This is a genomic window from Pseudomonas sp. P7779, assembly GCF_013386315.1.
GTDB lineage: Bacteria > Pseudomonadota > Gammaproteobacteria > Pseudomonadales > Pseudomonadaceae > Aquipseudomonas.
In genome coordinates, this window is record NZ_JACARZ010000042.1 from 1 (window position 1) to 24,966 (window position 24,966).

At 62.8% G+C, this 24,966-nt stretch carries 21 protein-coding genes; 17 read left to right on the forward strand and 4 right to left on the reverse strand.

Going from position 1 to position 24,966, the window contains the following annotated elements; translation table 11 throughout:
• The 16 genes from HX869_RS14230 to HX869_RS14305 form a co-directional block, all read left to right on the forward strand.
• Positions 1-200, forward strand: a 200-nt coding sequence (locus tag HX869_RS14230) for a DUF6124 family protein (protein WP_178903238.1), incomplete at its 5' end; no start/stop codon positions are given.
• 129 nt (positions 201-329) lie between these two features.
• A complete protein-coding gene (locus tag HX869_RS14235) occupies positions 330-845 on the forward strand; it encodes a sigma-70 family RNA polymerase sigma factor (RefSeq protein ID WP_003208199.1) in 516 nt (171 codons plus the stop codon).
• Complete coding sequence (locus tag HX869_RS14240; protein WP_178903239.1) at positions 832-1,791, forward strand: FecR domain-containing protein; 960 nt, start codon at positions 832-834, stop codon at positions 1,789-1,791. The genes HX869_RS14235 and HX869_RS14240 overlap by 14 nt, the downstream gene beginning before the upstream one ends.
• A gap of 105 nt (positions 1,792-1,896) precedes the next feature.
• Positions 1,897-4,383 (forward strand): TonB-dependent receptor, encoded by a 2,487-nt coding sequence (locus HX869_RS14245; RefSeq protein WP_178903240.1) that lies wholly within the window; start codon positions 1,897-1,899, stop codon positions 4,381-4,383.
• Positions 4,384-4,827: 444 nt separating this feature from the next.
• Positions 4,828-6,267: an undecaprenyl-phosphate glucose phosphotransferase gene (locus tag HX869_RS14250; protein ID WP_003208206.1), complete on the forward strand. Its 1,440-nt coding sequence runs from the start codon at positions 4,828-4,830 to the stop codon at positions 6,265-6,267.
• On the forward strand, positions 6,267-7,727 hold the full coding sequence (locus HX869_RS14255; RefSeq protein WP_003208208.1) for a mannose-1-phosphate guanylyltransferase/mannose-6-phosphate isomerase: 1,461 nt from the start codon (positions 6,267-6,269) through the stop codon (positions 7,725-7,727). The genes HX869_RS14250 and HX869_RS14255 overlap by 1 nt, the downstream gene beginning before the upstream one ends.
• On the forward strand, positions 7,727-8,638 hold the full coding sequence (locus HX869_RS14260; protein ID WP_003208209.1) for a glycosyltransferase family 2 protein: 912 nt from the start codon (positions 7,727-7,729) through the stop codon (positions 8,636-8,638). The genes HX869_RS14255 and HX869_RS14260 overlap by 1 nt, the downstream gene beginning before the upstream one ends.
• Before the next feature lie 29 nt (positions 8,639-8,667).
• Entirely contained in the window at positions 8,668-9,432 is a 765-nt protein-coding gene (locus tag HX869_RS14265) for a polysaccharide biosynthesis/export family protein (RefSeq protein ID WP_008434559.1), read from the forward strand.
• Positions 9,433-9,446: 14 nt separating this feature from the next.
• Positions 9,447-11,438, forward strand: coding sequence for an exopolysaccharide transport family protein (locus HX869_RS14270; protein ID WP_003208213.1), 1,992 nt, complete (start codon positions 9,447-9,449; stop codon positions 11,436-11,438).
• A complete protein-coding gene (locus HX869_RS14275; protein ID WP_178903241.1) occupies positions 11,438-12,628 on the forward strand; it encodes a glycosyltransferase in 1,191 nt (396 codons plus the stop codon). Before HX869_RS14270 ends, HX869_RS14275 begins: the two co-directional genes overlap by 1 nt.
• A complete protein-coding gene (locus HX869_RS14280; RefSeq protein ID WP_003208216.1) occupies positions 12,618-13,946 on the forward strand; it encodes a cellulase family glycosylhydrolase in 1,329 nt (442 codons plus the stop codon). The genes HX869_RS14275 and HX869_RS14280 overlap by 11 nt, the downstream gene beginning before the upstream one ends.
• Before the next feature lie 8 nt (positions 13,947-13,954).
• Positions 13,955-15,172, forward strand: coding sequence for a glycosyltransferase family 4 protein (locus tag HX869_RS14285; protein ID WP_177029331.1), 1,218 nt, complete (start codon positions 13,955-13,957; stop codon positions 15,170-15,172).
• The gene (locus HX869_RS14290; RefSeq protein ID WP_008434566.1) at positions 15,163-16,266 is read left to right on the forward strand and encodes a glycosyltransferase family 1 protein; all 1,104 of its coding nucleotides are present in this window, start codon (positions 15,163-15,165) and stop codon (positions 16,264-16,266) included. The genes HX869_RS14285 and HX869_RS14290 overlap by 10 nt, the downstream gene beginning before the upstream one ends.
• A 2-nt stretch (positions 16,267-16,268) precedes the next feature.
• Entirely contained in the window at positions 16,269-17,696 is a 1,428-nt protein-coding gene (locus HX869_RS14295) for an O-antigen ligase (protein WP_102605378.1), read from the forward strand.
• A gap of 2 nt (positions 17,697-17,698) precedes the next feature.
• Positions 17,699-19,114, forward strand: coding sequence for a murein biosynthesis integral membrane protein MurJ (gene murJ, locus HX869_RS14300; protein ID WP_178903242.1), 1,416 nt, complete (start codon positions 17,699-17,701; stop codon positions 19,112-19,114).
• 15 nt (positions 19,115-19,129) lie between these two features.
• Positions 19,130-20,194 (forward strand): acyltransferase family protein, encoded by a 1,065-nt coding sequence (locus tag HX869_RS14305; RefSeq protein ID WP_003208223.1) that lies wholly within the window; start codon positions 19,130-19,132, stop codon positions 20,192-20,194.
• A gap of 112 nt (positions 20,195-20,306) precedes the next feature.
• Here HX869_RS14305 and HX869_RS14310 read toward each other — a convergent pair whose 3' ends face one another.
• Both HX869_RS14310 and HX869_RS14315 read right to left on the reverse strand, forming a co-directional pair.
• Positions 20,307-20,888: a DUF4174 domain-containing protein gene (locus HX869_RS14310; protein ID WP_134327043.1), complete on the reverse strand. Its 582-nt coding sequence runs from the start codon at positions 20,886-20,888 to the stop codon at positions 20,307-20,309.
• A 164-nt stretch (positions 20,889-21,052) separates the two neighbouring features.
• Positions 21,053-21,673: a glutathione S-transferase gene (locus HX869_RS14315; RefSeq protein WP_177009200.1), complete on the reverse strand. Its 621-nt coding sequence runs from the start codon at positions 21,671-21,673 to the stop codon at positions 21,053-21,055.
• A gap of 70 nt (positions 21,674-21,743) precedes the next feature.
• On the opposite strand from HX869_RS14315, the gene HX869_RS14320 reads away from it, so the two are divergent.
• Positions 21,744-21,959 carry an AbrB/MazE/SpoVT family DNA-binding domain-containing protein gene (locus HX869_RS14320; RefSeq protein ID WP_003208231.1) on the forward strand — a complete coding sequence of 72 codons (216 nt, stop codon included), beginning with the start codon at positions 21,744-21,746 and terminating at the stop codon, positions 21,957-21,959.
• On the opposite strand, the gene HX869_RS14325 is transcribed toward HX869_RS14320, so the two are convergent.
• Together HX869_RS14325 and HX869_RS14330 are read right to left on the reverse strand one after the other, a co-directional pair.
• Entirely contained in the window at positions 21,956-22,534 is a 579-nt protein-coding gene (locus HX869_RS14325) for a GNAT family N-acetyltransferase (RefSeq protein ID WP_178903243.1), read from the reverse strand. The genes HX869_RS14320 and HX869_RS14325 overlap by 4 nt on opposite strands.
• 72 nt (positions 22,535-22,606) lie before the next feature.
• On the reverse strand, positions 22,607-24,964 hold the full coding sequence (locus HX869_RS14330) for a DNA polymerase II (RefSeq protein ID WP_102605361.1): 2,358 nt from the start codon (positions 24,962-24,964) through the stop codon (positions 22,607-22,609).
• Positions 24,965-24,966: the final 2 nt, after the last annotated feature.

Consider the following 24,966-nt stretch of genomic DNA (forward strand, 5'->3'; position numbering starts at 1 on the left):
TCAACGAAGACCTGAGCTTCGAAGACTCCCTGCTCTACACTGCCAGCCTGCTCAGCAGCGCCTCGGCCACCGCCCTCGACTGCGGCGAACTGCTGCAAAGCCCCGAGCGGGCAAAGTTGCTGGCGGTGTGGCATTTGCTGGAAATTGCCAAGACCACCGTCGACCGCTCGATTGAGTGTTTGCACCTGCGCAAGGCTTAGCCGCAACCCCGTCAAGCCTGTGTGGGTTTGTGCATCCGGCCAAATCCACACGGCAACGATTGCCCAATCCTCTGGCCAACGCATAGAATGCGAACCGTTATCAATTAAGACGCCCGCGCCAGGATGCCCATGTCGAGCGACCACCCACTGGATCATGCCGCCATCGGCCAGCTCTACCATGCCCATCATTCCTGGCTGCGCGGCTGGTTGAGCCGGCGTACGGGCTGCCGTGAGCACGCCGCCGACCTGGCGCAGGAAACCTTCGTGCGCCTGCTCAATGCGCGCAAGCAGCAAGCCTTGCTGCAACCCCGGGCCTACCTGAGCAGCATCGCCCGCAGCCTGATGATCGACCAGTATCGCCGCCGCGAACTGGAGCGTGCCTATCTGGAGAGTCTCGCGCATTTCCCGCAAGTCGAGGTGCCGTCGGAAGAAACCCGCCTGCTGATCCTCGACAGCCTGGAGCGCATCGACCGCCTGCTGGACCAACTCAAGCCACGGGTGCGCGAAGCGTTTTTGCTGGCGCAACTGGACGGCCTGACCTGCCAACAGATCGCCCAGCGCCTGGGGGTGTCCAAGGCCACCGTGGAGCGCGACCTGGCCAAGGCACTGCATGCCTGTTATCGGTTGCGTTATGCCGAAGGCTAATCCGCCATTGGTGGACCAGGCGATCCAGTGGATGATCAAGCTGCGGTTCAATATTGCCGATGACGCCACCACCGCTGCCTTCGAACGCTGGCTTGAAACCAGTAGCGACCACCAGCAGGCCTGGCAACGGGTCTCGTCGATGAGTGACGAGTTTGCGCAGTTGCCGGCACAGGTCGGCCGCCATGCCTTGCAAGGTGCCCGCCAACGCATCAGCCGCCGTGAAGGGTTGAAGTTGCTCGGGCTGTTCGCCGGTGCCGCAGGGCTGACATGGTTCGGCCGCGACTACACGCCATTGCCCGGCCTGCTGGCCGACTACCGCACCGCCACCGGAGAGCGGCGTTGGGTCGCCCTCGACGATGGCAGCCGTATCCAGCTCAACAGTGCCAGCGCCATCGACACAGTCTTCAACACCGAAAGACGTCTGGTGCAGTTGCGCCAAGGTGAAATCCTGATCGACATGGGCGCCGACGGTAGCGCGCCACGGCCCTTCTGGGTGCAAACCCGCGACGGTTATCTGCGCGCCTTGGGCACCCGGTTCATGGTGCGCGAGGAGCCCCACGGCACCTTGCTCGCCGTGCAAAAAGGCAGCGTCGCGGTATTCGCCGACAGCCATCAGGCCAGCGCACGTGGGGTGATACAGCCCGGCGAGCAGGTGCTGTTTGATCGAAACGGCTTGCGTCCACCCGCCACCACGGGCCTGGATCCCTGGGCCTGGAGCGACGGTGTGATCAGCGCTCACAACATGCGTCTGGACGATTTCCTCGCGGAGCTGAGCCGTTACCGCACTGGGCTGGTGCGCTGCAGCGAAGCGGTCGCCGGCCTGCGTGTGTCCGGGACTTACCAGTTGGACGATACCGATCAGGTCCTGACCCTGGTGGCACAGACACTGTCGGTGAACATCACCTATCGCAGCCGTTATTGGGTGACCGTCGCAGCTCGTGCATGACCTTCCGAAAATAAATGAGGTGAATTCTCATCTTCGCTCGACCTGTAAGGAAAGGCCGATCAACAGGCCGATTCTGTCCACTTCCTTCAGGAGCATTCCGCGGTCATGCAAGCGTTCCCCTCCAAGCGTTCTCCCCTCAAGCATGCGGTGCACGCCGCCCTGCTCGGTGCCTGCCTGAACGGCAGCGCCCTGCCCCTGGCGGTCATGGCGCAAACGCCTGCCAGCGACACCCAGGCCCGTGACTGGAACATCGCACCCGGCCCATTGGCCACGGTGCTCGACCAGTTTGCGCGCCAGGCGAGTATCAGCCTGTCCTATGACGCCAACAGCGTCGCCGGCAAGACCAGCCCCGGCCTCAACGGCGCGCTGGACAGCCAACAGGCCTTGAGCCAATTGATCCAGGGCCAGGGCTTGCAAGCCCAACGCCAGAGCAACAACACCTGGCTGCTGTTGCCGCAAGTCGCGGACACCGGCGCGCTGAACCTGGGCGCCACCACCGTGACCGGCGAACACCTCGGCGTCACCACTGACGGCAGCGGTTCCTACACCACCGGCGCGGTGACCATCGGCAAGGGCGCCCACAGCCTGCGGGAAACACCGCAGTCGGTCAGCGTCATGACCCGCAAGCTGATCGACGACCAGAACATCACCACCATCGATCAATTACTGGAACACACCCCAGGCATCACCACCTACGACTCACCTATGGGTGGCAAGTATTTCTATTCCCGTGGTTTCAAGATGCTCGGCCAATACCAGTTCGACGGTGTGCCGTTGGACATCGGCAAAGACTACGTACAGGCCGACAGCTTCACCGCCAACATGGCGATCTATGACCGGGTGGAAGTGCTCAAGGGCGCGGCCGGTATGCTCAAGGGCGCCGGCACCGCCAGTGGTGCGGTGAACTTCGTGCGCAAGCGGCCACAAGACAAACCCACCACCAGCCTGTCGCTGTCTGCCGGCACCTGGGACAACTACCGCGCCGACGTCGATACCGGCGGCCCGCTCAATGACAGCGGCACCGTACGCGGCCGCGCCGTGGTCAGCCAACAGAACCGTGGCTCGTACATGGACGTCTCCAAGCGCCAGGACCAAGCTGTCTACCTCGCACTGGATGTTGACCTCTCGCCTGACACCACCCTGGGCATCGGTGCCAGCTACGAAGATGTCGATGCAACGCCCTGCTGGGGCGGCGTGCCGCGCTACAGCGACGGCAAGAGCATCGGCCTGAGCCGTTCCACCTGCCTGGGCCAGGCCTGGAACGACTGGCAGAGCCAACGCACTACGCTGTTTGCCGACCTCACCCACCACTTCAACGACGACTGGCAACTCAAGGTCACGGCGGTGAACAGCCGCAACCTGCAAGACATCAAATACGCCGCCAGCCAAGGCACCGTGAAGTACGGTGATCCGGCGCCAACCGCCGAGATGTACGCCGCGCTGTTTGACTACGACCACCGGGATTTCGGACTGGATGCCTACCTGGACGGTAAGTTCGAAGCGTTCGGTTTGCAGCATGAACTCATCATCGGCGCCAATGGCAGCCGTGGCACCCAGGACGATGTCTACGCGATCCGGAGCCTGCCCGACCGGCAAAGTATCTTCCTGCCCAACCACCACTTCCCGCAGCCCGCCGACGATACCTTCTGGCCCAATATGTACCGGGGCGGCACCGTCAAGGAAACCGCCACCCAGTACGGTACCTACGCCACTTTGCGCCTGAGGCTGGCCGAGCCATTGATGGTGGTGCTCGGCAGTCGCGTCAGTTGGTTCGAAAACCGCCGCCAGTCGAATAACCTCGCCTGGGGCGAATGGGCCCTGCAGGATGCACGCACCAAGGAAACCGGTGAAGTCACGCCGTTCGCCGCGGTGATCTATGACCTCGACGACAACCTTTCGGTGTACGCCAGCTACGCCGATATCTTCCAGCCACAAAGCTCCAACGCCACGGTGACCGGCGCTGCCCTCAAGCCCAAAATCGGCGAAAACTACGAGCTGGGCATCAAGGGCGAATGGTTTGAGGGGCGCCTCAACAGCTCGCTGGCATTGTTCCGCGCTATCGAGAAAAACGCCGCCGAAACCGACTACACCACCCAATGCGGTACCTCGGCAGACGGCTATTGCTACACCGACACTGGCAAGGTTCGCGCACAAGGTGTCGAAGCCGAGTTGAGTGGCGAGTTGCTGGAACGCTTGCAAGTGGCGGGCGGCTACACCTACACCCAGACCAGGAATCTCAACAACATCAACAGCGCCGCCATTGGCGCGGTCGCAAACAGCTACGTGCCGCGACACATGCTGCGCTTGTGGGGCGATTATCAGTTGGACGGCACACTGTCGAAATGGAGCGTCGGCACCGGCGTCAACGCCCAGAGCAGCAACTACCGAATTCAAGGCATCAAACTGGAACAAGCCGGTTATGCGGTATGGAATGCGCGGTTGGCGTACCGGGTTGATGACACATGGACGGTGGCGCTGAACGGTAACAATCTCTTCGACAAAAATTACTATCAGACGGTGGGAACGGCCGACTGGGGTAATTTCTACGGCGAACCGCGCAACTTCACTGTCAGTTTGAAAGGCAATTTTTAAGGTTAGTACCGCCTCAATGTGGTGACGGACTCACGTCCTCACCACTCGTCGCTTGTCCCCGAAAAGCCCCGCATCCGACCTCCGTCAAAAAAAGGTTTTCCTCAGCCGCAGGAAATTTCCCAAATTTGTTCCTACACTCCAAAACGCCAGCATTTTGTTCCGGGAAAACCCGGAAATCCGACCAAGACAGTCAACAAACTGTCACGCGGAAGAGCACCTGACGTGTCTAGACCGAAGATCTTATAAAAAAGTCAAAACCTTGACGAGCGACGAAAAGGGAACCATCATTTAGCCATTACCCCGCAAATTCCCTGCAGATAGATAGGTAATTGCGTATTACCCAGCGAAGTAACCGTTCGTCTGGCGCCACTTATAAAGCAAGCCCTGCCTTTATGGATGAGCAGCCGAACAAGGAAGCCCTGGTGTGCAATGAGGGATGTTTTTATGCGCGAGAAGTCGTCAGTCGACAGCCTGTTTTTGACCCGGGCCGGTTTCATTGAGTTCTTTGTTGTTTTCGTAAAATTGATGCACGGCCTCACCGCCGTTTTTCCAGCACTGATCCTGCTGTTTTATCCTGACCCGATGGCCCCCGAACTGCGCGCGCACTTTCTCGGCTTGCTGCTGTTTTTCGCGATCCTGACGATCATTCTGTTCCAGGCCATGGGGGTTTACTCCGAGGAGCTGTTCAGCAACCGCCTGCGGTTTCGCACCATGCTGGTGGCCTGGTCCGCGGCCTTTTGCATCCTGCTGTTCATGTACCAGATTCTGCTGATGTTCCCGCAGTTGAGCCCGCGCAACCTGGCGTTCTGGTTTATCACCAGCCTTGCGTTGTTCGGGCTGGAGCGGATCGTGATGCTGCGACTGTTCCGCAACCTGATGGCCAGCGGCAAATACCTGCAACGCACGGTGATCCTCGGCTTCACCGACACCGCCGTGCACGTGGCCGACCACTTGCAGCGCAACGGCGATATCCGTTCCGGACTGATCGGTTTTATCGACGACCGCACCGAGCGCATCCCCAAGGAACTGAGCAACCTGCCGCTGCTGGGCAACACGCGCGACCTGGAAAAACTGATCCGCTCCGAGCAGGTCAACCAGGTGATGATTACCCTGCCCTGGGCCGCCGAACAGCGGATCAACGGGCTGGTAAAGCGCCTGCGGCAGATGTCGGTCAACGTCATGCTGGTGCCCGACATGGCGGCCCTGCGCTATGGCCACAGCCGTATCACCGATGTCGGCGGCATCCTGATGTTCAACACCTCCCACGTGCCGCTGCGGGGCTGGTCGCCGTTTATCAAGCGCTGTGAAGACCTGATCCTGGCAACCCTGGGCCTGGTGGCACTGTCGCCGATCATGCTGATCACGGCGATTGCCATCAAGCTCGACTCCAAGGGCCCGGTGCTGTTTCGCCAGAACCGGTTTGGCTACAACGACAACGTGATCCGGGTGTTCAAGTTCCGCTCGATGTACGCCGAGATGAGCGACTTCAACGCCGACCGCCAGACCACCCGCGGCGACCCGCGCATCACCCGCGTGGGCCGGATCATTCGCAAGACCAGCATCGATGAGCTGCCGCAGCTGTTCAACGTGCTGCTGGGCAACATGTCGATGGTCGGCCCGCGCCCGCACGCCACCGCGACCAAGGCCGCCGGCGTGCCCTACGAAGTTGCCGTGAGCGAGTACAGCTCGCGCCACCGGGTAAAACCGGGCATCACTGGCTGGGCGCAAATCAACGGCTATCGTGGTGAAACCGACACCCTGTTCAAAATCCAGAAACGCGTTGAGTACGACCTGGAGTACATCTCGAAGTGGTCGGTGTGGTTCGACTTGTACATCGTTTTCATGACGGTCCCGGCCGTCCTTTCGACCAAGGAAGTCTATTGATGAACACCCTCAACGGCTTGATTCCCTGCATCATTTCCGGTGGGTCGGGCACCCGGCTGTGGCCGGTGTCGCGGCAAAACATGCCCAAGCCTTTCATGCGCATGCGTGATGACCAGAGCCTGCTGCAGAAGACGTTCCTGCGGGCCAGTCACCTGCCGGGTGTGGAAAGCGTGCTGACGGTGACCAACCGCGACCTGCTGTTTCGCACCCTCGATGACTACCGCGTGGTCAACAAGGCCCATCTGGCCCTTGACCTGTTGCTTGAGCCGTTCGGGCGCAACACCGCCGCCGCCATCGCCGTGGCCGCCCTGCATGTACAGGAAAACTTCGGCAGCGAGGCGCAGTTACTGATCCTGCCCGCCGACCATCTGATTCTTGATGAAAGCGCCTTCGCCGATGCCGTCACCCAGGCCCGCGAACTGGCGGAGGCCGGCTACCTGGTGACGTTCGGCATCCAGCCCGACCACCCGGAAACCGGCTTCGGCTATATCGAACAAGGCGAGGCGCTGGGCCAGGGGTTCCGGGTCAAGCGCTTCGTCGAGAAGCCCGACCTGGCCACCGCCCAGGGCTACCTGGACGGCGGCAAGCACCTGTGGAATGCCGGGATGTTCTGCTTCAAGGCCGGTACATTGCTGGAGGAACTGGCGCTGCACGCCCCCGCCGTGCTGGACGCCGCCAAGGCCGCCCTCGAGCACGGCCACAGCCTGAACAACAACAGTTGCCGTCAGCGCGAGCTGAACGCTGAAGGTTTCGGCGCGGCGCCCGACATCTCGATCGACGTGGCGCTGATGGAAAAATCCGCGCAAGTGGCGGTGGTGCCCTGCGACATCGGCTGGAGTGATATCGGTTCCTGGGACGCGGTGCGCCAACTCACCCCCAGCGACGCCAACGGCAACCAGGTCAATGGCCAGGCGATCCTGCATGACGTGCACAACTGCTACATCGACTCGCCCAAGCGCGTGCTGGGCGCAGTGGGCGTGCGCGACCTGATCGTCGTCGACACCCCGGATGCGATCCTGATTGCCGACGCCAAGCGCAGCCAGGACGTGCGCTACATCGTCGCCGAGCTCAAGCGCCAGGACCATCCGGCATTCAGCCTGCACCGCACTGTCACCCGGCCGTGGGGCACCTACACCGTGCTGGAAGAAAGCAGCCGCTTCAAGATCAAGCGCATCGTGGTCAAGCCCCAGGCCTCCTTGTCCCTGCAAATGCACCATCACCGCAGCGAGCACTGGGTAGTAGTCAGCGGCGCGGCGATGATTACCAACGGCGACCGTGAATTCCTGATCAACGCCAACGAGTCCACCTACATTCCGGCCGGGCACAAGCACCGCCTGACCAACCCCGGCATCATCGACCTGGTGATGATCGAGGTGCAGAGCGGCGAGTACCTGGGCGAAGACGACATTGTGCGTTTTGACGACATCTACGGCCGGGCTCCGGCCGAAGTGAAGAAGTGATGCGTACCGCCCTGATCATCCCGACCCGCAACGCTTCCAGCCACCTCGACCGGCTGCTGCCGGCGCTGCGCATGCAAACCCTGCAACCGGACGAAACCCTGGTGGTCGACAGCGCTTCCAGCGATGACACCGTGGCGCGTTTTCGCGAGTTCGGCGTACGGGTCGAAGTGATCGATGCCAAGGACTTCAACCATGGCGGCACCCGCCGCTGGGCCAGCGAGCAAGTCGACGGCGACGCGCTGATCGTGATGACCCAGGACGCGATCCCCGCCGAACCCGAGACGTTCGCCAACCTGGTGGGCGAACTGGAACTGGACCCGCTCAACGGCGTCGCTTACGGCCGCCAGTTGCCGCACCCGGATGCCGGCGTGCTGGGCGCCCAGTCACGCCACTTCAATTACCCGCCGCAAAGCCGCAGCAAAAGCCTGGCGGATGCGCCGGAGCTGGGGATCAAGACCTGCTTCAGCTCGGATTCGTTTTCGGTGTACCGGCGCAGCGCCCTGCAAGCCGTCGGTGGCTTCCCCGCGGATGTGATCGGCAGCGAGGACGCCTACGTCGCCGCCCGCATGCTGCTGGAAGGCTACAAGGTGCGCTACGCCGCCACCGCCCTGGTCTATCACTCCCACGATTACCGTCTCATGGATGAGTTTCACCGCTACTTCGACATTGGCGTTTTCTACGGCCGCGAGCCGTGGATCCGCCAGGCTTTTGGCGATGCCGGCGGTGAAGGTAAACGCTATGTACTGGCCGAGCTTCGAGCGTTACGCGAAGCCGGTGCATTGCACCGCGTACCCGAAGTACTGGTGCGCAGCGCGTTCAAATTGCTCGGCTACCGGCTGGGCCATCTGGAGCGCCAGCTCCCCCTCGCCCTCAAGCGGCGCATCAGCATGTTCCCCGGTTATTGGAGGTGAGCATCATGACCTACAGGAAGACCCCTTTGATGAAACGAACCTTGCTCGTCCTGGCCATGATGGCATTGGCCGCCTGCAATACGCCCGCGCGGATCGTCGCGCCCGATGGCAAGACGGTGGACGAGGGCAAGCAGGCCCTCGATCGCATGGCCCAACTGCCACCGGCGGTGGAGCGGATCCGCATCGGCGACCAGTTGCGGATTGTCCGCGATGCCGGGGAAATGCCAACCCTGTCGGCGTTCAACGTCAGCACGATTTACGAGCTGACGCTGTACACCGTGCAGAACGACGGCAAGATCAACTATCCCTTCCTGGGGCCGATCCAGGTGGCGCGGCGCACGCCGGCGGAAGTCGCCGCCGAGCTGAGCCAGAAACTCGCGCCGGTGTATCGCGAGCCTCGGGTGACGGTGAACATCAACCAGGCGCCGGGCAACACGGTGATCGTCGGCGGCGCGGTATTAAACCCGTCGGCTGTCTCCATCGCCACGGCCCCGACCATGGAGCAGGCGATTCTCGGTGCCGGCGGCGTGAGCTCGGTGGGCAACGCGAGCATGGTCGCCCTGCTGCGTGAAGATGGCCAAGGCGTCTACCACGCCTACTTCCTCGATTTCAGCCAGTACCTGAAGAACGGCGCACTGGGCCGCAAGCCCGTGGCGCTGCAACGCGGTGACGTGGTGTTTGTACCCAAGTCCAACGTCGGCGAACGGATCCAAGGCGTGGACACTTACCTGAACCAGCTGATTCCCTTCACCAAATCCATTGGTGTGGGCTACAGCTACACCACGAACCACTAAAGGAGCGACATCCCATGATCGAGATCCGTTCTTTTCGTGATCTTCTGCGTCTGTTCTTCATCTTCAAGCACGAGTTCAAACTGGCGGCGATTGCCGCGCTGGTGATCATTTTGCTGGGGGCGTTCCTGCTGCCGGCCAAGTATGAATCCACCGCGCGATTGCTGGTAAAACCAGGGCGTGACTCGACGATGCCGATCGAGGTCGACAACCGTCAGCCAATCGTCATGCCGAGCACCCAGCGCGACCCGATTGTCGACGAAGAGCGCCTGCTGACCGGCCGCCCTATCGTGCGTGCAGTGGCCGAGCATTACCTCGACGTGATGGACAAGATGCAGCCGCCGGAAGGCGTGTGGAAGCGCACCAAGTGGTACGTCAAGAAAGGCATCAGTGCCGTATTTGACGGTGTGCGAGTGGTGCTGGAAACCGTTGGCATCGTCGAAGAAACCACCCCGGTGGAACGCCTGGCGAAAAGCCTGGAGAAAAACTTCGAAGTGACCCACGCCATCGGCTCTACGGTGATGGACATCAGCTTCCGCTGGGATGACCCGCAAATCGCCCAGGCGGTGGTCAAGGATTGGGTCGAGACCTACATCGACGAGCGCACCCAGGCGTTGGGCCGCAAGAGCCTGTATGCGTTCTATGAAGGCCAGGTGTCTTCCAGCGCTGCGCAGATCAAGAGCTACAAGGAGCAGATCCTCGCGCACTTGAACGACATCGGCGCCTCGAGCATCACCGATCGCCTGGAAGACTTGTCCGAGCGGATCAACGTGCTGCGTGGCGAGGTGTTCAACTCCACTCGGCTGATCGCTTCCTCCGACGTGGCGTTGCAGAGCACCCGTGACCAACTCAAGGGCCAGCCCAAAGAGGTGACCACGGTTCGCCAGATCGCGTTGAACCCGCAGCAACAAGACTTGCGTCGCCTGCTGAACCAGAAGCTCCTGGAAAAAGCCGACATGATGCGTACCTATACGGATAACGCGCCGCCGGTCAAAGCCCTGGACGCTTCGATCCGTGCCATGCAGGCCCAGGTCGCCGGTGAAAGCGACACGGTGCAAAGCTCCGAGAACCGCGCGCCGAACACCCTGGAAATCCACCTGCAACGGGTACTGCTGGATGAGACCAGCCGCAACCAGTCGCTGCGTACACAGTTGGTGCAACAGCAGAAGCAACTGACTGAACTGGAAGCCCAGCGCAAGGACGCCCTGGCCATCGAGCCGGAACTGGCGCGCCTGGCCCGTGAGTTGAACGGCACCGAGAAAAACTACGCGCTGTATGTCGACAGCCTGGAAAAATCGCGGATCGACCGCGAACTGGACAAGAGCCAGATCAGTAACATCGCGGTGATCGAAGAAGCTACCCTGAACCCTGGGCGCGTCTTCCCGAAAACCCTGCTGATGCTGTTGCTGGCGATCCCGTTCTCCATCGTGGTCGGCTTGCTGGTGATCTACCTGTGCTACCTGCTGGATCAACGGATCCACGACGGCGGCCTGGTGGAAGGCAAATTCGGCCTGCCACTGTGGACCACGCTGCCGGAGCTGGACACCAGCACCGCGCAAAGCACCAACGCCTTCAACGCGAGCATCTATCGCCTGTATGGGTTGCTGCCGCTGGAGCGTATTGCCGAACAGGGCCTGACCCTGGGGCTGACCTCGGCACGGCACGGTGAAGGCGTGAGCTTTATCGTCGAGCAGTTGCGCCAGTTGCTGGAAGAGAACGGCGTGCGGGTGCGGATCGGCGGGGTTGAGCCGGCGATTCCGGGCCAGGTGGTACTGCTGGATGCTTCGGCGCTGCTGGACAATCGTGATGCGTTCATCAACCTGCGCCGTGCCGACCTGATTGCGCTGGTAGTGGAAGCGCAAAAAAGCACGGTACCGGTGGTGGAACACGCACTGTCGATCCTCACCACGGCGTTCGGCAAGGTCGATGGCATTATCATCAACCGCCGCAAGTTCGAGGTACCGGTCAAGGTGCTGAAAACCATCGCCAAATACCGGGGTTCGTTCTGATGCGCATCGCCCTGCTCGCTCCCCTGCCGCCGGAAAAGAACGGGATCGCCGACTACGCGAACCACTTCAAGACGGCACTGGAGCAACTGGGCGTCGAGGTGGCTACGCCCTTGACGGGCGTGGTCGGCAGCACGGCGGCGATCAAGCAAGCCATTGCCGGTTTCGACTGGCAGGGTGTTGACCTGGTCCACGCCGAGCTGGGCGGTGGGCGGCTGGGGGAGTTCCTGGCCCTGCGCGAATTGCGCAAGGCCTACCCCGCCCTGCCGTTGACCGCCACGGTGCATGACCCGGAACGCATGGTCTGGCGGCGCGAGCAATTGCCCTTTCCGCTGAACCTGCTGGAATCCTTGCCCAGCCCATTGCCCCAGGCGGCAGTGGTGCTGGCCGATCCCTTGACCCTGCGCGAAGAACGTCACGTCGCCCAGGGCCTGACCCGGCTGGTGACCCTCACCCGCCTGGGCGCCGACTGCCTGACGGCGCGCATGCAATTGCCCGCCGGCAAGGTGGCGGTGATCAACCACGCCAACCTGGATATCCCGCCGGTGGCCTTGCCGCCGCTGGACACGCTGCACCTGTTGTATTTCGGTTTTATCTACCGTGGCAAAGGCATCGAAGACCTGTTGCAGGCCCTGGCCGCCGTCTTCGAAAAAGCCCCCGAATTGCGTGACCGTGTGCGCCTGACCCTGGCCGGTGGCACTGCCGCCGAAATGGCGTTTGGCACAGGCGGCAATTACCTGGAGCAGTTGAACAGCCAGATTGCCGAACTCGGCCTGGCAGGCTCCATCGACTGGCGGCTAAATTTGCCGGCCAGCGAGATCCCGCAGACGATCCAGGCGCACCATGTGATGGTGCTGCCGTATCGCGAATCGAAAAAGCTCGGCCTGCTGGGCCGCCAGCGCGGCACCAGCGGCGCATTGTCCTGGGCTGCCGCCTGCGGACGCGGCGCGATCACCTCCGATGCCAGGGCGTTTGCCGAGGAAGTCGCCAGCGGCAATGGCGCCATCTATCCACAAGGCGATGTAGCCGCCTTGAGCGAACAACTGCTGCGGCTCGCACGCAACCCGCACATGGCCACGGACTGGGCCGCACGCGCCGCCGCCATAGGCCGTGAACGGTTGTGGCCAGTGACCGCGCAGAAGTTCGCGAGCCTGTTTGAGCAAACCGTTGCAGGAGGCAACCATGGCGCGTAAACGGACTTACCTCGCTACCCTCGCAGTCGTCGCTGCGCTGGGTTTGACCGCCTTTCTCTGGGGCCGCCCGGCCGATGCCGAGAGCCATGTGCTCAAGGGCAGCAAAGAGGTCGTGTGGAAGGACTTCCTGGGGGTGAACGCGCAGTTCCTGTGGTTCAGCCCCGAGCGTTATCAGAAGCAGATCGACCGCCTCAAGGCCCTGGGCCTGGAGTGGGTGCGCCTGGACCTGCACTGGGACCAGCTGGAAACCGCCGAGAACCAGTACAACGTCGCGACCCTCGACGAACTGGTGAACAAGCTGCAGCAGAACCAGATCAAGTCGGTGTTCTACCTGGTGGGCTCGGCGAAGTTCGCCACCACCGCGCCCGCCTCCTCGCCGTACCAGGACCAGTTCCCGCCCAAGGACCCGAATATCTTCGCCAACCGCATGGCATTGCTGGAACAGCGTTACCCCAGCGTGGACGCGTGGCAGGTGTGGAACGAACCGAACCTGCTGGGGTTCTGGCGCCCCGCCGCCGACCCGGCCGGCTATGCGAACCTGTTGCAAGTCACCGCCGCCGCGTTGCGGGTGGTGAACCCGAACAAACCGGTGGTGGCCGCCGGCATGGCATTCTTCAGCGAAATGCCCAACGGCCAGAACATGCTCGACGGGCTGCTGCAACTGGGCGTGCCGAGCCTGAATACCGTCATGTCCTATCACCCCTACACCCAATTGCCCGAAGGCAACACGCCGTCGAACCTCGACTTTGTCGAAAAAACCAGCGCCCTCAACCAGAAACTGCGGGCAGCCGGGGTGAATACCCTGTGGAGCACCGAGTGGGGCTGGTCGACCTACAAAGGCCCGAAAGAGGTGCAGGACTTCATCACCACCCAGGGCCAGGCCGACTACATCGTGCGCCGCGTCGCGCTGATGAGCGCGCTGGATTTCGACAAGATCTTCCTGTTCACCCTGAGCGACCTGGACCAGCGCGCCAGCGTGCGCGACCAGAGTTATGGCTTGCTCGACATCGACGCCAACCCCAAGCCGTCGTACACCGCGCTGCAGAATTTCCTGCAGGTGAGCGGGCCCAAATTGACCCCCGGCGACCCACCCACCGCCGATCAGTTGCCCGATGGCCTGTTCAGCATCGGCTGGTCCCGTGCCGACGGGCGCAAGGTGTGGTTCTTCTGGTCGGCCCGTGGCGGCAGCGCGCACTTGCCGGGCATGACCACCGCCACCTTGTATGACCCGTTGCGCGGCACCGAAACACCGTTGAGTGGCACCAATGGACTGGACGTACCGGTCAAGCCGAACCTGCAAATTCTGTTATGGGATTGAAGCCACCCATGCGCATCCTCTGGATCCTGCCCTACTCGCCTTGGCCCGCTACCAGCGGCGGCAAGACGCGCCAGTTTCATTTGCTGCGCAGCCTGGCTGCGCGCGGGCATCGGATCACCTTGCTGCTGCACGACAAACATGCGGTATCGCTGACGGATCGCCACGTGCTGGAAGCCTTTCTGGAACAGGTGATCATCCTCCCCCGACGCCCGCTGCGCAGCCTGAAGACCCTGCTGGCCGGGCTGTTTGCGCCGTACCCGTTGCTGGCCAGTGTGAATGGCCTGTCGGGTGAACTGCAGGACACCTTCGAGCGCTTGCTGACCGAGCATTGGGACGTGGTGCAGATCGAACATACCTACACCTTCCAGCCTTACGAAGCTGCATTGGCCCGTCGCTCCCAGCCGTTTGTGCTGACCGAGCACAATGTCGAATCGTCCCTCGGCGCCGCGACTTACGACCGCCTGCCCGGCTGGGCGTTGCCGTTCATACGCTACGATCAATGGCGCTACGGCCGCTGGGAACACCGGGTGATGCGCCAGGCCGCGCAAGTGGTCGCCGTGACCGACGCCGACGCCCAGACCCTGGCGCAGATTGCCGGCAAGCCGGTACCGGTGGTGGTCAACGGGGTGGATTGCGCGCACTTCGCTGCTGCCCGGCCCGACCCGACGACCCGCCGCGTGCTGTTTCTGGGCAACTACGAATACGCGCCCAACGTCGATGCCATCGAGTGGGCACTGGATGAGATCCTGCCGAAAGTGTGGGCCCGCTGCCCCGACGCACGCATGAGCGTCTGCGGTTTCGGCATGCCGGAAAGCTGGCGCGAACGCTGGCAGGACGGACGCATCGAATGGCAGGGCTTTGTCCCCAACCTGCTGGCCCTGCAATCGAGTTGCTCGGTGTTTCTGGCACCGTTGCGCCATGGCGGCGGCTCCAAGCTCAAGGTGCTTGAAGCCCTGGCCGCCGGCCTGCCGCTGGCGAGTACCGACCAGGGCGTGTCCGGCCTGGACCTGGTGGAAGGCCTGGATTACCTCGGCGGCCAGACCGCTGAAAGCCTGGCCGACGCCGTGGTGCGCCTGTTGCAACAGCCTGAAGTCGCTGCTCCCATGGGCGAAGCCGGTCGCGCTTATGTGCGCCGTGCCCATGACTGGAGCGTCGCCGCCAGCCAGCTGGAGCAGGTGTACGCGCAACTGTCGCCCCAGAGCCAAAAGGAGCCGGCATGCGCATAGGCCTCGATTACCGCACCGTCGGCACCTCGCCGCAATCAGGCATCAGTCGCCAGGTGTACGCCCTGGAAGATGCCCTGCGCACCCTGCCCGGCATCGAGCTCGAACGCTTCAGCGTCGCGCCGCTGGGGGATGAGCTGCGCCTGAACGTGCATTGCCCGGACTGGGGCTGCGCCAAGACCGCCATGCACCAGCCGCACCAGCGCCTGCGTTTCGAGGCGGGCTACCTGCCCAAGGCGCTGCGCAATGAGCATATCGATGTGTACATCAGCACCTTCAATATGGGCCTGCCGCTGCCGCCCAAACCCCAGGGCCTGCGCACCGTGGTGCTGCTGCATGACCTGTTTCAGATCACCCTGGACAACTATCACGCCAACCGCCTGAAGGCGCTGATCTACAAGGCCAGTGATCGGCTGTCGATCACCTATGCGGTGCACACGGCAGACCGGGTGTGGACGCCTTCGCAGTACAGTGCCGACGAAACCGCGCGGCTGTTTCCCAAGGCGGCAGGCAAGATTCGCGTGTTGCCCAACCAGGTGGTGGGTTTTGTCGGACTGCCGGCGGACCTCTCGGCCCGGCAACTGCCCGAGCGCTACTGGCTGCTGGTGGGTACCCGGGAATTGCGCAAGAACGTGCCGTTCCTGGTGGACGCCTGGCAGCAAGCGCGCAGCCAGTCGCCGAGCGTGCCGGAACTGGTGCTGGTGGGCAGCCTGGAGCATTTGCCCGAAGCACAACGCAACTACCCGGGGATACGCGCCTTGAGCGGCGTATCCGACGCTGAATTGCACGGGCTCTACCGCAAGGCCTTGCGCCTGTGGCAGCCTTCCTACGCGGAAGGCTTTGGCTTGCCGGTGATCGAAGCCCTGAGCGTCGGCACTCCGGTGGCGGTGGCCAGCGGTACCTCGCTGGACGAAATCACCCCGCCGCTGGCACCGCGGTTTTCACCCACGGACGGCGCGGCGCTGGTGCAATTGATGCTGCACCTGGCCGACCAACCCGTCGAACAACCACCTGAACAGTTACGCAGTTGGGCCGAACGCTTCAACCACCAGGCCTACCGTCGGCGCCTGGCCGAACTGATCGAGGAATTGAATTGAGAATCTCACTGGGTAGCCTCGTCGCCATCGTCTTCGGCCTGCTGTTTGGTGGGTTGATCCTGTTTCTTTCCCCGGTCAAGGCCGTGCTGGCAGTGATCGGCCTGGCCGCTGCCGTGACGATTCTGCGGTTCCCGTTCTGGGGACTGCTGCTGTTCGCCCTGGTGGCGACGTTCATGCCCTACTCCACCCTCAACCTGGGGATTCGCAGTACGGTCAGTGAGGCGCTGATCGCCCTGACCTGGGCGGCGGTGATCTGGCACGGTTTCCTCTCGCGCCTGCCGGCCGCCCCACCGCTGTCGCGGCGCCCTACCGACCGCATGTTGATGTGGCTGATGATCTTCACAGTGGTGCCGTTTATCGTCGGCCAGGTCAGCATCACCGCCGAGGCCAGCGGCGTGGCGAACTGGTTGCGTTGGCTGCTGAACCTGTCGGTGCTGTTCCTCGCCGCCAAGCTGCTGGTTGAACAGAAGAACCGCGAAGCCCTGGTGATCGCCTTGTTGCTGGGCACACTGGCGATGCTGGTGATGTCCATCGGTGTATTTATCCGCTCGCGCTCGGCCTCGGGCATGTTGCCGATCCTGACCCTGATGAACTACGGCAGCCTCGACACCCTGTCCCTGGGCCTGGGTGCCATGGCCTCGCGGATGGGTTCGCCATGGATGCACCCGAATGCCACCGGCGGGATCATGGCGCTGCTGCTGCCATTGGCGTTCTGCTACGGCATCACCAACACCGGCTGGAAACGCGGCCTCGGCCTGGGCGTTGCCTGCCTGGGTGCGGCGGCCCTGCTGTTGGCCAGTAGCCGGGGGGCGATGGTCAGCCTGGCGCTGGTGCTGATCTGGATGGCGTCGCGCCGGGTGCCGTACACCGGGCGTTTGCTGATGATCGGCGTGGCGTTGGCGGCGGCGCTGGTAGTGTCGTATCCACCGCTGCAGGAACGCCTGGCGACGATCTTTTCGGCGCAGAACGCGAGTACGGAAGTGCGCTTTGACGAATACCGCATGTTCCCCCAGGCCGTGGCCAGTTACCCGCTGGGCATTGGCTTCAAGGTTGACCCTCCGGTGCCGGGTACGCATCTGCTGGGGATTTCCAACCTGTGGCTGAATTTCGTCTATAAGACCGGGGTGATCAGCATGCTGCTGTTTATCGCGGTGACCTGGCGCTGGTGGCGCGAGTCCCGTCCGGAAATCGGCCCGATCCGCCTGACCAAGGACAATGCGATCTGGCTGGGCAGCACGGCGGGGATTCTGTCGGCGCTGGTCAGCGGCTTTTTTGACCACTACTTCAGCTTCGCCCTGGTGATGATTGCGCTGTTCTGGCTGATGGTGGGGATCAACGTGCTGGAGGCGCGGCGGCTGTTTCCGGCGCGTCTGCCAAAGGTCAAGACCGTGGCGCATCGCAAGCCTGTGCTCGATAGCGTCGGGCCCTAGGCATGCTCGGATCGGCGTTCTGGTTGACCCTGGCAACCTTGCTGGGGCTGTGCCTCGGGTTTGCCCGTGAGTGGTTGCTGGTGGCGGCGTGGGGTGCGGGCGAGCGCAGCGATGCGTTCCTGATCGCGCTGTTCTTGCCCGAAGCGTTGCGCATGTCCCTGGCCGGCGGTGTGCTGAGTGCCGCCGCCCTGCCGCTGTACCTGCAACGCAAGGACGGCGAGCGCCTGGACTGGCTGGCGGTGTTGTTCCCGGCGCTGTTGCTGATCGCCCTGGTGACCAGCCTGCTGCTGACGTTGCTGGCGCCATGGCTGGTGCATCTGCTCGGCCCGGGGCTGGCGGCGACGGCCACCAGCCTCGCCAGCAGCAACTTGCAGATTCTCGCCTGGAGTGTGCCGGGGCTGATGCTGCATGCGCTGTTCAGTATTCCGCTGCAGGCCAGCGAGCGCTTTGTGGTCGCGGGGCTCGGTTCGTTGCTGTTCAACCTGCCGCCGGTGACCTACCTCGCCCTCGCCGGTACCGCCACGCAACCGCACTCGCTGGCGTTGGCCTGCCTCACCGGCAGCCTGCTGATGCCCCTGGCGCTGTTGCCGTCGATGCTGCGCCTGGGCTGGCGGCCGTGGCGGCTGCGGGCTTCGACATTGGAATTGCGCGAGCTGGGCGCACGCATAGGCCCGCTGCTTTTAAGCAACGGTGCCAGCCAGGGTTTGGCGCTGATTGAACGGCTGGTGGCGTCCTTGCTGGGTGAAGGTGCGGTGACCTGGGTCAACCTGGCCCGCAAGCTGATGAACTTGCCGTTGATTGCCCTGATGAGCCTCAACCAGGTGCTGCTGGGCATGATGAGCCGGCGCCAGGGCGACGAGCGCCTGGCCCTGCTCAAGCGTGGCCTGGAAACCGCCAGCCTGCTGACCTTGCCCGCAGGCGTCGGCCTGGTGGCGGCGGCGCCGAGCCTGGTGGCGTTGCTGCTGCCCAAGCAGTCGTTGGATTCGCCGTTGCCGCTGCTGCTGGCCTGGTTTGCCGTGCCGCTGGTGTTCGGCGCCTGGAACGCCCTGCTGGCGCGTTATGCCTATGCCGCCGGCGACACCCGCCAGCCGCTGCGTTGCGAGTTGCTGGGCAGCCTGGTGAACGTGCTGCTGCTGGGTGTGCTGCCGTTTGTGTTTGGCCTGGCGGGCATTCCGCTGGCCGCCCTCGCCGGCGTGCTGTGCACGGCGTTGCTGCTGATGCAACGCCAGGCCTTGCTCGGCGCCCTGCCCTGGAAGGGGCACTGGTTGCTGAGTGGGCTGGTGATGGGCTTGGCGGCGTTGGTGTTGTTTCGGGTTCAAGGTATTTGGCTTCAGCTGGGGTTGAGCACCCTGGCGGGGGCCGTGGTGTTGCTGGGCATGGGCCTGTGGCTCAGGCCGTGGCGCAAGGCAGATTTATAGAGTGGGAGCAGTCAGGTGAAAAAACGCTGGATTCAAATGGATATTGCCAAGGGCATTGGCATCCTGATCATCGTGTTCGGGCACAGCTGGTTTGTCGCCAGTTCCCTGGACTTGCTGTACCCGCTGCTGGCGGTATTTATCCTGCCGTTGTTCTTCTTTCTCTCCGGGGTGTTCTTCAAGCCTGAACAACCCTTTGTCGAGATGGCGGTGCGCAAGGCCGATGCACTGCTCAAGCCGTTCTTCTTCACCATGCTGGTGTACATCCTGATCCGCGACCTGCTGCGCGGCCAGGCACTGCTGCCGGACATCGGCGGCGTGCTGTATGCCTCGGTGGACACCATTCCATGGCAGGCGCTGTGGTTCCTGCCGCACTTCTGGGTGGCGATTCTGTTCGGCTGGGTGATGTTGCGGCTGATGCAGCGCCTGGGCCTGTCGCTGGCCATGAGCTGCGTGGTGATCACCCTGCAACTGATGCTCGGGATCTGGACCCTGCCGTGGTTCTGGCAGGTACCGGTGACCGTCGGCGGGCAGACCTGGACGATGCCGGGGCTGCCGTTCAGCATTGATGTGACGTTGATCAGCAGTACCTATTTCATCTTTGGTTACCTGCTGCGGGACGTGCTGCGTCGCCACCAGAGTTCGTTGCTGACGCTACTGGGCGCCATGGCGTTGTTTGCGGTGGTGTTCATCTACAGCTGGGACACCATGGACCTGGCACAGCGGCGTTACGACCACTGGCTGTGGACCAGTTTGCTGGCGGTGATCGGCGTGTATGTATGCTGGGCGCTGGCCGGGGTGATGATGGTCTCGGGGCTGCTGACGCGGGCGATGACGTACATCGGGCAGTCAACGTTGATTCTGTTGATCTTCCACGGGGAAATTCAACACAAGACGGTGGACTTGATGGAACGGTTCGGGCTGCATCCGCTGCTGTCGGCGAGCATCGGGCTGGTGGTGGCGGTGGTGGTGCCGTTGATGATCGGCGAGGTGATCAAGCGGGTGGCCTTCCTGCGGTTTTTCTACTTCCCGTTCCCGGTGCGCAAGGCACCGGCGGTGGCCGGTGAAAAGCCTGGAGCTTGAGGCGTGATGTGGGAGCTGTCGAGCTTTAGCGAGGCTGCGTGGCATCACCGCGGTGTGCCTGAATTACCGAGGTGATGCTATCGCAGGCAAGCCAGCTCCTACAGAAAAACGCTCAATCATCCAGTGCCGGTTGTGGCGCTGGATGCTTGGAGTTCTTGCCGGCCTTGGCGCCAGGCTTGCCTGCTGCAGGGGCAGCGGGCTCAGGTTCGGCCGGGGCGGCAAGGTCCTTTTCAGCCTGGGGCATCTGATCAATCGCGCTGAAGAAATCCGCCAGGCTGAGGGTGTCGGGTGGCACGGTCTTCTCGAGTTTTTTCTCGCCGTCCTTGCCCACCAGGATCACCTTGGTACCACTGCCGGCGCCCAGCTTGAGTGCGCGGATCAGCGCGTTGGTTTCAGGCGGTGCGAGCTTCTTGTTGTCCTTCGCGTCCTTGGCAAACTTCTCGCCTTCAGCGCCGATGCTGCCAAAGGACACGGTGTACAGCACCATGTTGCGCTCTTCAAAGGACTGCTTGTTGGCAGGCTCGTCCAGCTGTTTCTTGAGGGTGGCCAACGTCGGGTTGCCGGAGTCGAGCTCCACCACCACCAACGGACGGGACTTGCCCAGGTCCTGCTTGAGCGGATTGAGATCATCCGCGGCCAACAGCGGCCCCGTAAAAGCCATCAGGGTAGCCAGGGTCAGCGACCGGATGAGCATGCACACCTCCTTTGAATTCCATGCAGGGTTCTTGAGTTTCATGTCTGCGACAGTCAAATTCAAGGATGATTCCTACAACAACTTCAGAAAGCGTAGGTCAGGACGCCCGCGACGCAAGGCGTTTAGCCACCTTACGCCTCATTGTTTCTTTTGATTGCGGATGCTCACGACGGCCAATGCCGGGCAAATACCGGCGCTACGTTTGGGTGGGCATCCACCTGCGCCAGCACCCGGGCAAACTCAGGCCGCGACTGTTGCAGCGCGTCCCGCCCGCCTGCCCAACGCGACACCGCCGCAGCCATGATCGCCAGTGCATTCGGAACCTGCGCCGGGGTGAACAGTTGCTCGGCAAATTGATCGGCAAACACCTCCCAGGCCCTATGCAGGCGGCGACGGGTGCCGCTGATCAGCTGTTCATGCTGCTGCGCATCGGGGCTGTCGGTCCAGCGTTCCGGATAGTCGATGATGCCAATCGCCGAGTAACAGTTGGCGGCGATGTACACCAGGCCACGAATGACTTGGGCGGGCTCCTCGGGCAGCAGCCCTGAGGCGGGAAACTGCAGGCCCAGGTGAATCAGGATCGCCGCGCTTTCCGTCAACACGCTGCCATTGGGCAGTTGCAGAGTGGGGATTTGCTTGAGCGGGTTGATCCGCGCCAACGCCTCGTTGCCCACGCGGTCTTCCCAGGAGCAGGCGTCGACCTGGCACCACTCGACACCGCAACGCTGCAGGGCAATTTCGATGATGCACGAGCCGGTGCCTTGGGTTCCGTAAAGGGTGTACACAGTGCCAAGCCTCCTGACAGTGGATTGAGGTGTTAGGCTAGGCCGTTCATTCGTTCAACGGGAAGCCATCATGCACAGCAAACGCGTCACGATCGAAGACTGGGACGGCGACGGCGCCATTCGCCTGCCAGACGAAGCCTTGCAGGAACTGGGGCTGGATGTGGGCGACACACTGTACATCGTCGAGACCTATGTGGGCACGCAAAAAGGCTTTGTGCTGTCGACCACGCCGAAAATTGCCGACCGGATGGATGAGTTGGTGGAAGAGCTGAGCCATAAGCCCTAGCGAGCCAGCCTGGCTTGCAACCCCGCCTTCACCTGTGGCCATTCCGGATCAATGATGCTGAAGCGCACCGAGTTGCGCTTGCGGCCATCGGGCATGATGCGCTCGTGGCGCACGATCCCTTCCTGTACCGCGCCGAGGCGCAGGATCGCGGCCCGGGATTTTTCGTTGAGTTCATCGGTGGTGAACTGCACCCGCACGCACTCCATCACTTCAAACGCGTGGGTCAGCAGCAACAGCTTGGCCTCGGTGTTGACCCCGGATTTCTGCACCGACTGGCTGATAAACGTGTGGCCGATCTCCACCTTGCGATTGACCCGGTCGACCTTCCAGAACCGGGTGCTGCCCACCACTTCACCGGTGTCGCGGCGCACGATGACAAACGGCATCACGGTGCCCGCCTCACGCCCGGCCAGGGCAATGTCCACGTACTTTTCGACGGTGTCGGGCCCCGGCACGTTGGTCACCTTGAGGTTCCACAACTGCCCGTCGGCAGCAGCCTGTACCAGGGCGGTGGCGTGTTCGCGTTGCAGGGGCCGGAGTTCGACCGTGGTGCCGGTCAGGGTGATTTCAGTCATGGGAGGGCTGCGCTGTCTGGTGGTCGTCAGTGGCCAAGATTGCAGGCTCTCGCCACCTCAAGGCAAGCCGTTTCAGAACAAGCCCATCTGGCCGCCCACCAGGGTGCCGAAGTCATCGTTTACAAACGGCAAGATCGCGTCCGCCACCGGTTGCAGTTGCCGGGTGACGTAGTGGTCGTAGTCGATCGGTGCCTGGCGCACTTCCAGCGGTTCGGGGCCGTTGACGCTGATCACGTAGCTGATCCAGCCACCGTTCTGGTACTGGCGCGGGCGGCCCTGGCGGTCGTTGTATTCGTCGGCCAGCCGCGCGGCGCGCACGTGGGGCGGTACGTTGCGCTCGTAGTCGCCCAGTTGCCGGCGCAGGCGCTTGCGGTAGATCAGCAGGTCGTCGAGCTCGCCGCTCAAGGTGCGACGTACGTAGTCGCGCACATAATCCTGGTGGGGCTGGCGGTGGAAGATGCGCTGGTAGAGTTCCTGCTGAAATTGCCGGGCCAGGGGCGACCAGTCGCTGCGTACGGTTTCCAGGCCCTTGTAGACCATTTCTTCGCTGCCGTCGGCACGGGTGACCAGCCCGGCGTAGCGCTTTTTGCTGCCCTCTTCCGCACCACGAATGGTCGGCATCAGGAAGCGGCTGAAGTGGGTTTCGTATTGCAGTTCCAGGGCGCTTTGCAGGCCGAACTCATTCTGCAGGCGCTCGCGCCACCAGGTGTTGACGTGCTGCACCAGGTCCAGGCCGATGCGCGTCGCGTCTTCCTGGGAATGGGGGCTGCCGAGCCAGACAAAAGTCGAGTCGGTATCGCCGTAGATCACCTCATAACCCCGGGCTTCGACCAGCTCGCGGGTCTGGCGCATGATCTGGTGGCCGCGCAGGGTGATGGACGATGCCAGTCGCGTGTCGAAGAAGCGGCAACCACTGGATCCGAGTACGCCGTAGAAGGCGTTCATGATGATCTTCAGCGCCTGTGACAGCGGCGCGTTGTGTTCGCGCTTGGCCACTTCGCGGCCCTCGGAAACCCGCGCGACAATCGACGGCAGGCAATGCCGGGTGCGGGAAAACCGCGCACCGCGAAAGCCTTCCACCGACTCGCTGTCTTCGGGGTGACGCAGGCCTTCGATCAGGCCCACCGGGTCGATCAGAAAGCTGCGGATGATCGACGGGTAGAGGCTTTTGTAGTCAAGCACCAGCACCGACTCGTAGAGGCCCGGGCGCGAATCCATGACAAACCCGCCGGGGCTGGCCTGGGGTGGTTTGTCTCCCAGGTTCGGCGCGACGAAACCCTGGCGGTGCATCAGCGGCATGTACAGGTGCGTGAACGCTGCCACCGAACCGCCGTTGCGGTCTGCCGGCAAGCCGGTGACGCTGGCTCGTTCGAGGAGGAATTTCAGCAGCTCGGTCTTCTCGAAAATCCGCGTGACCAGCTCGCAGTCCTTGAGGTTGTAGCGTGCCAGCGCGGGCTTGTCCTCGGCGAACATGCGGTTGATTTCGTCCATGCGCTGGTACGGCGTGGAGATCGATTTACCTTCGCCGAGCAAGGTCTGGGCGACGTTTTCCAGGCTGAAGGATTCGAAACTCCAGGTGGCCGAGCGCAAGGCTTCGATGCCATCGATGATCAACCGCCCGGCCGCTGCCGCGAAGTAGTGATTGCGGCTGCCGTGTTCGCGCCAGCCCATGGCATCGCCACCACGGCCCAGCAGCAGCGGCACGTTCAGGCGTTGCGCGTGTTCGTGCAGCACGCGCAGGTCGAACTGCACCAGGTTCCAGCCGATGATCGCGTCGGGGTCATGGGTGGCGAGCCACACATTCAGGCGTTCGAGGAGTTCGGCGCGGGTGTCGCAGTAGTCGAGCTTGAAGTCCACCGCATCGGTGTTGTTGGGCGGGCCGAGCATGTACACCTGGCGCTCGCCGCAACCTTCCAGGGCGATGGAATACAGGTCGCCCTGGGCGGTGGTCTCGATGTCCAGCGACACCAGCTTGAGGGGCGGGCGGTAATCCGGCGCGGGTTTCATCTGCGCCTCCACCAGCATGCCGCCCTCGCCCGCTTTGCCGCCGAACAACACCGGCGCGGTGATGAAGCGCTCCATCATGTAGCGATCGGGCGGGCGCACATCGCCTTCGTAGACGTCGATGCCGGCTCGACGCAGGCGCTTTTCCAGGTCCATCAATTGGCGATGCTGTTTGGTGTAGAGGCCCAGCACCGGGCGATGGTGGAAGTCGCAGAGCGCCAGGTCACGCAACTCGATACCGCGCTCGCCCTTGAGCTGCAGCTCGGCGGGCTTGCGATGGGCTTGCGGTATGAACATCACGGAGGTCTGCACCGGCAAGCGCACGAACCTGGGGCCTTGATCGGTAGCCAGCCAAAAGCTGACCTCCGTGCCCGCCGGGGTGTCGCGCCAATGCCGGGTCAGGACAAACCCCTGCTGTAAATCCACCT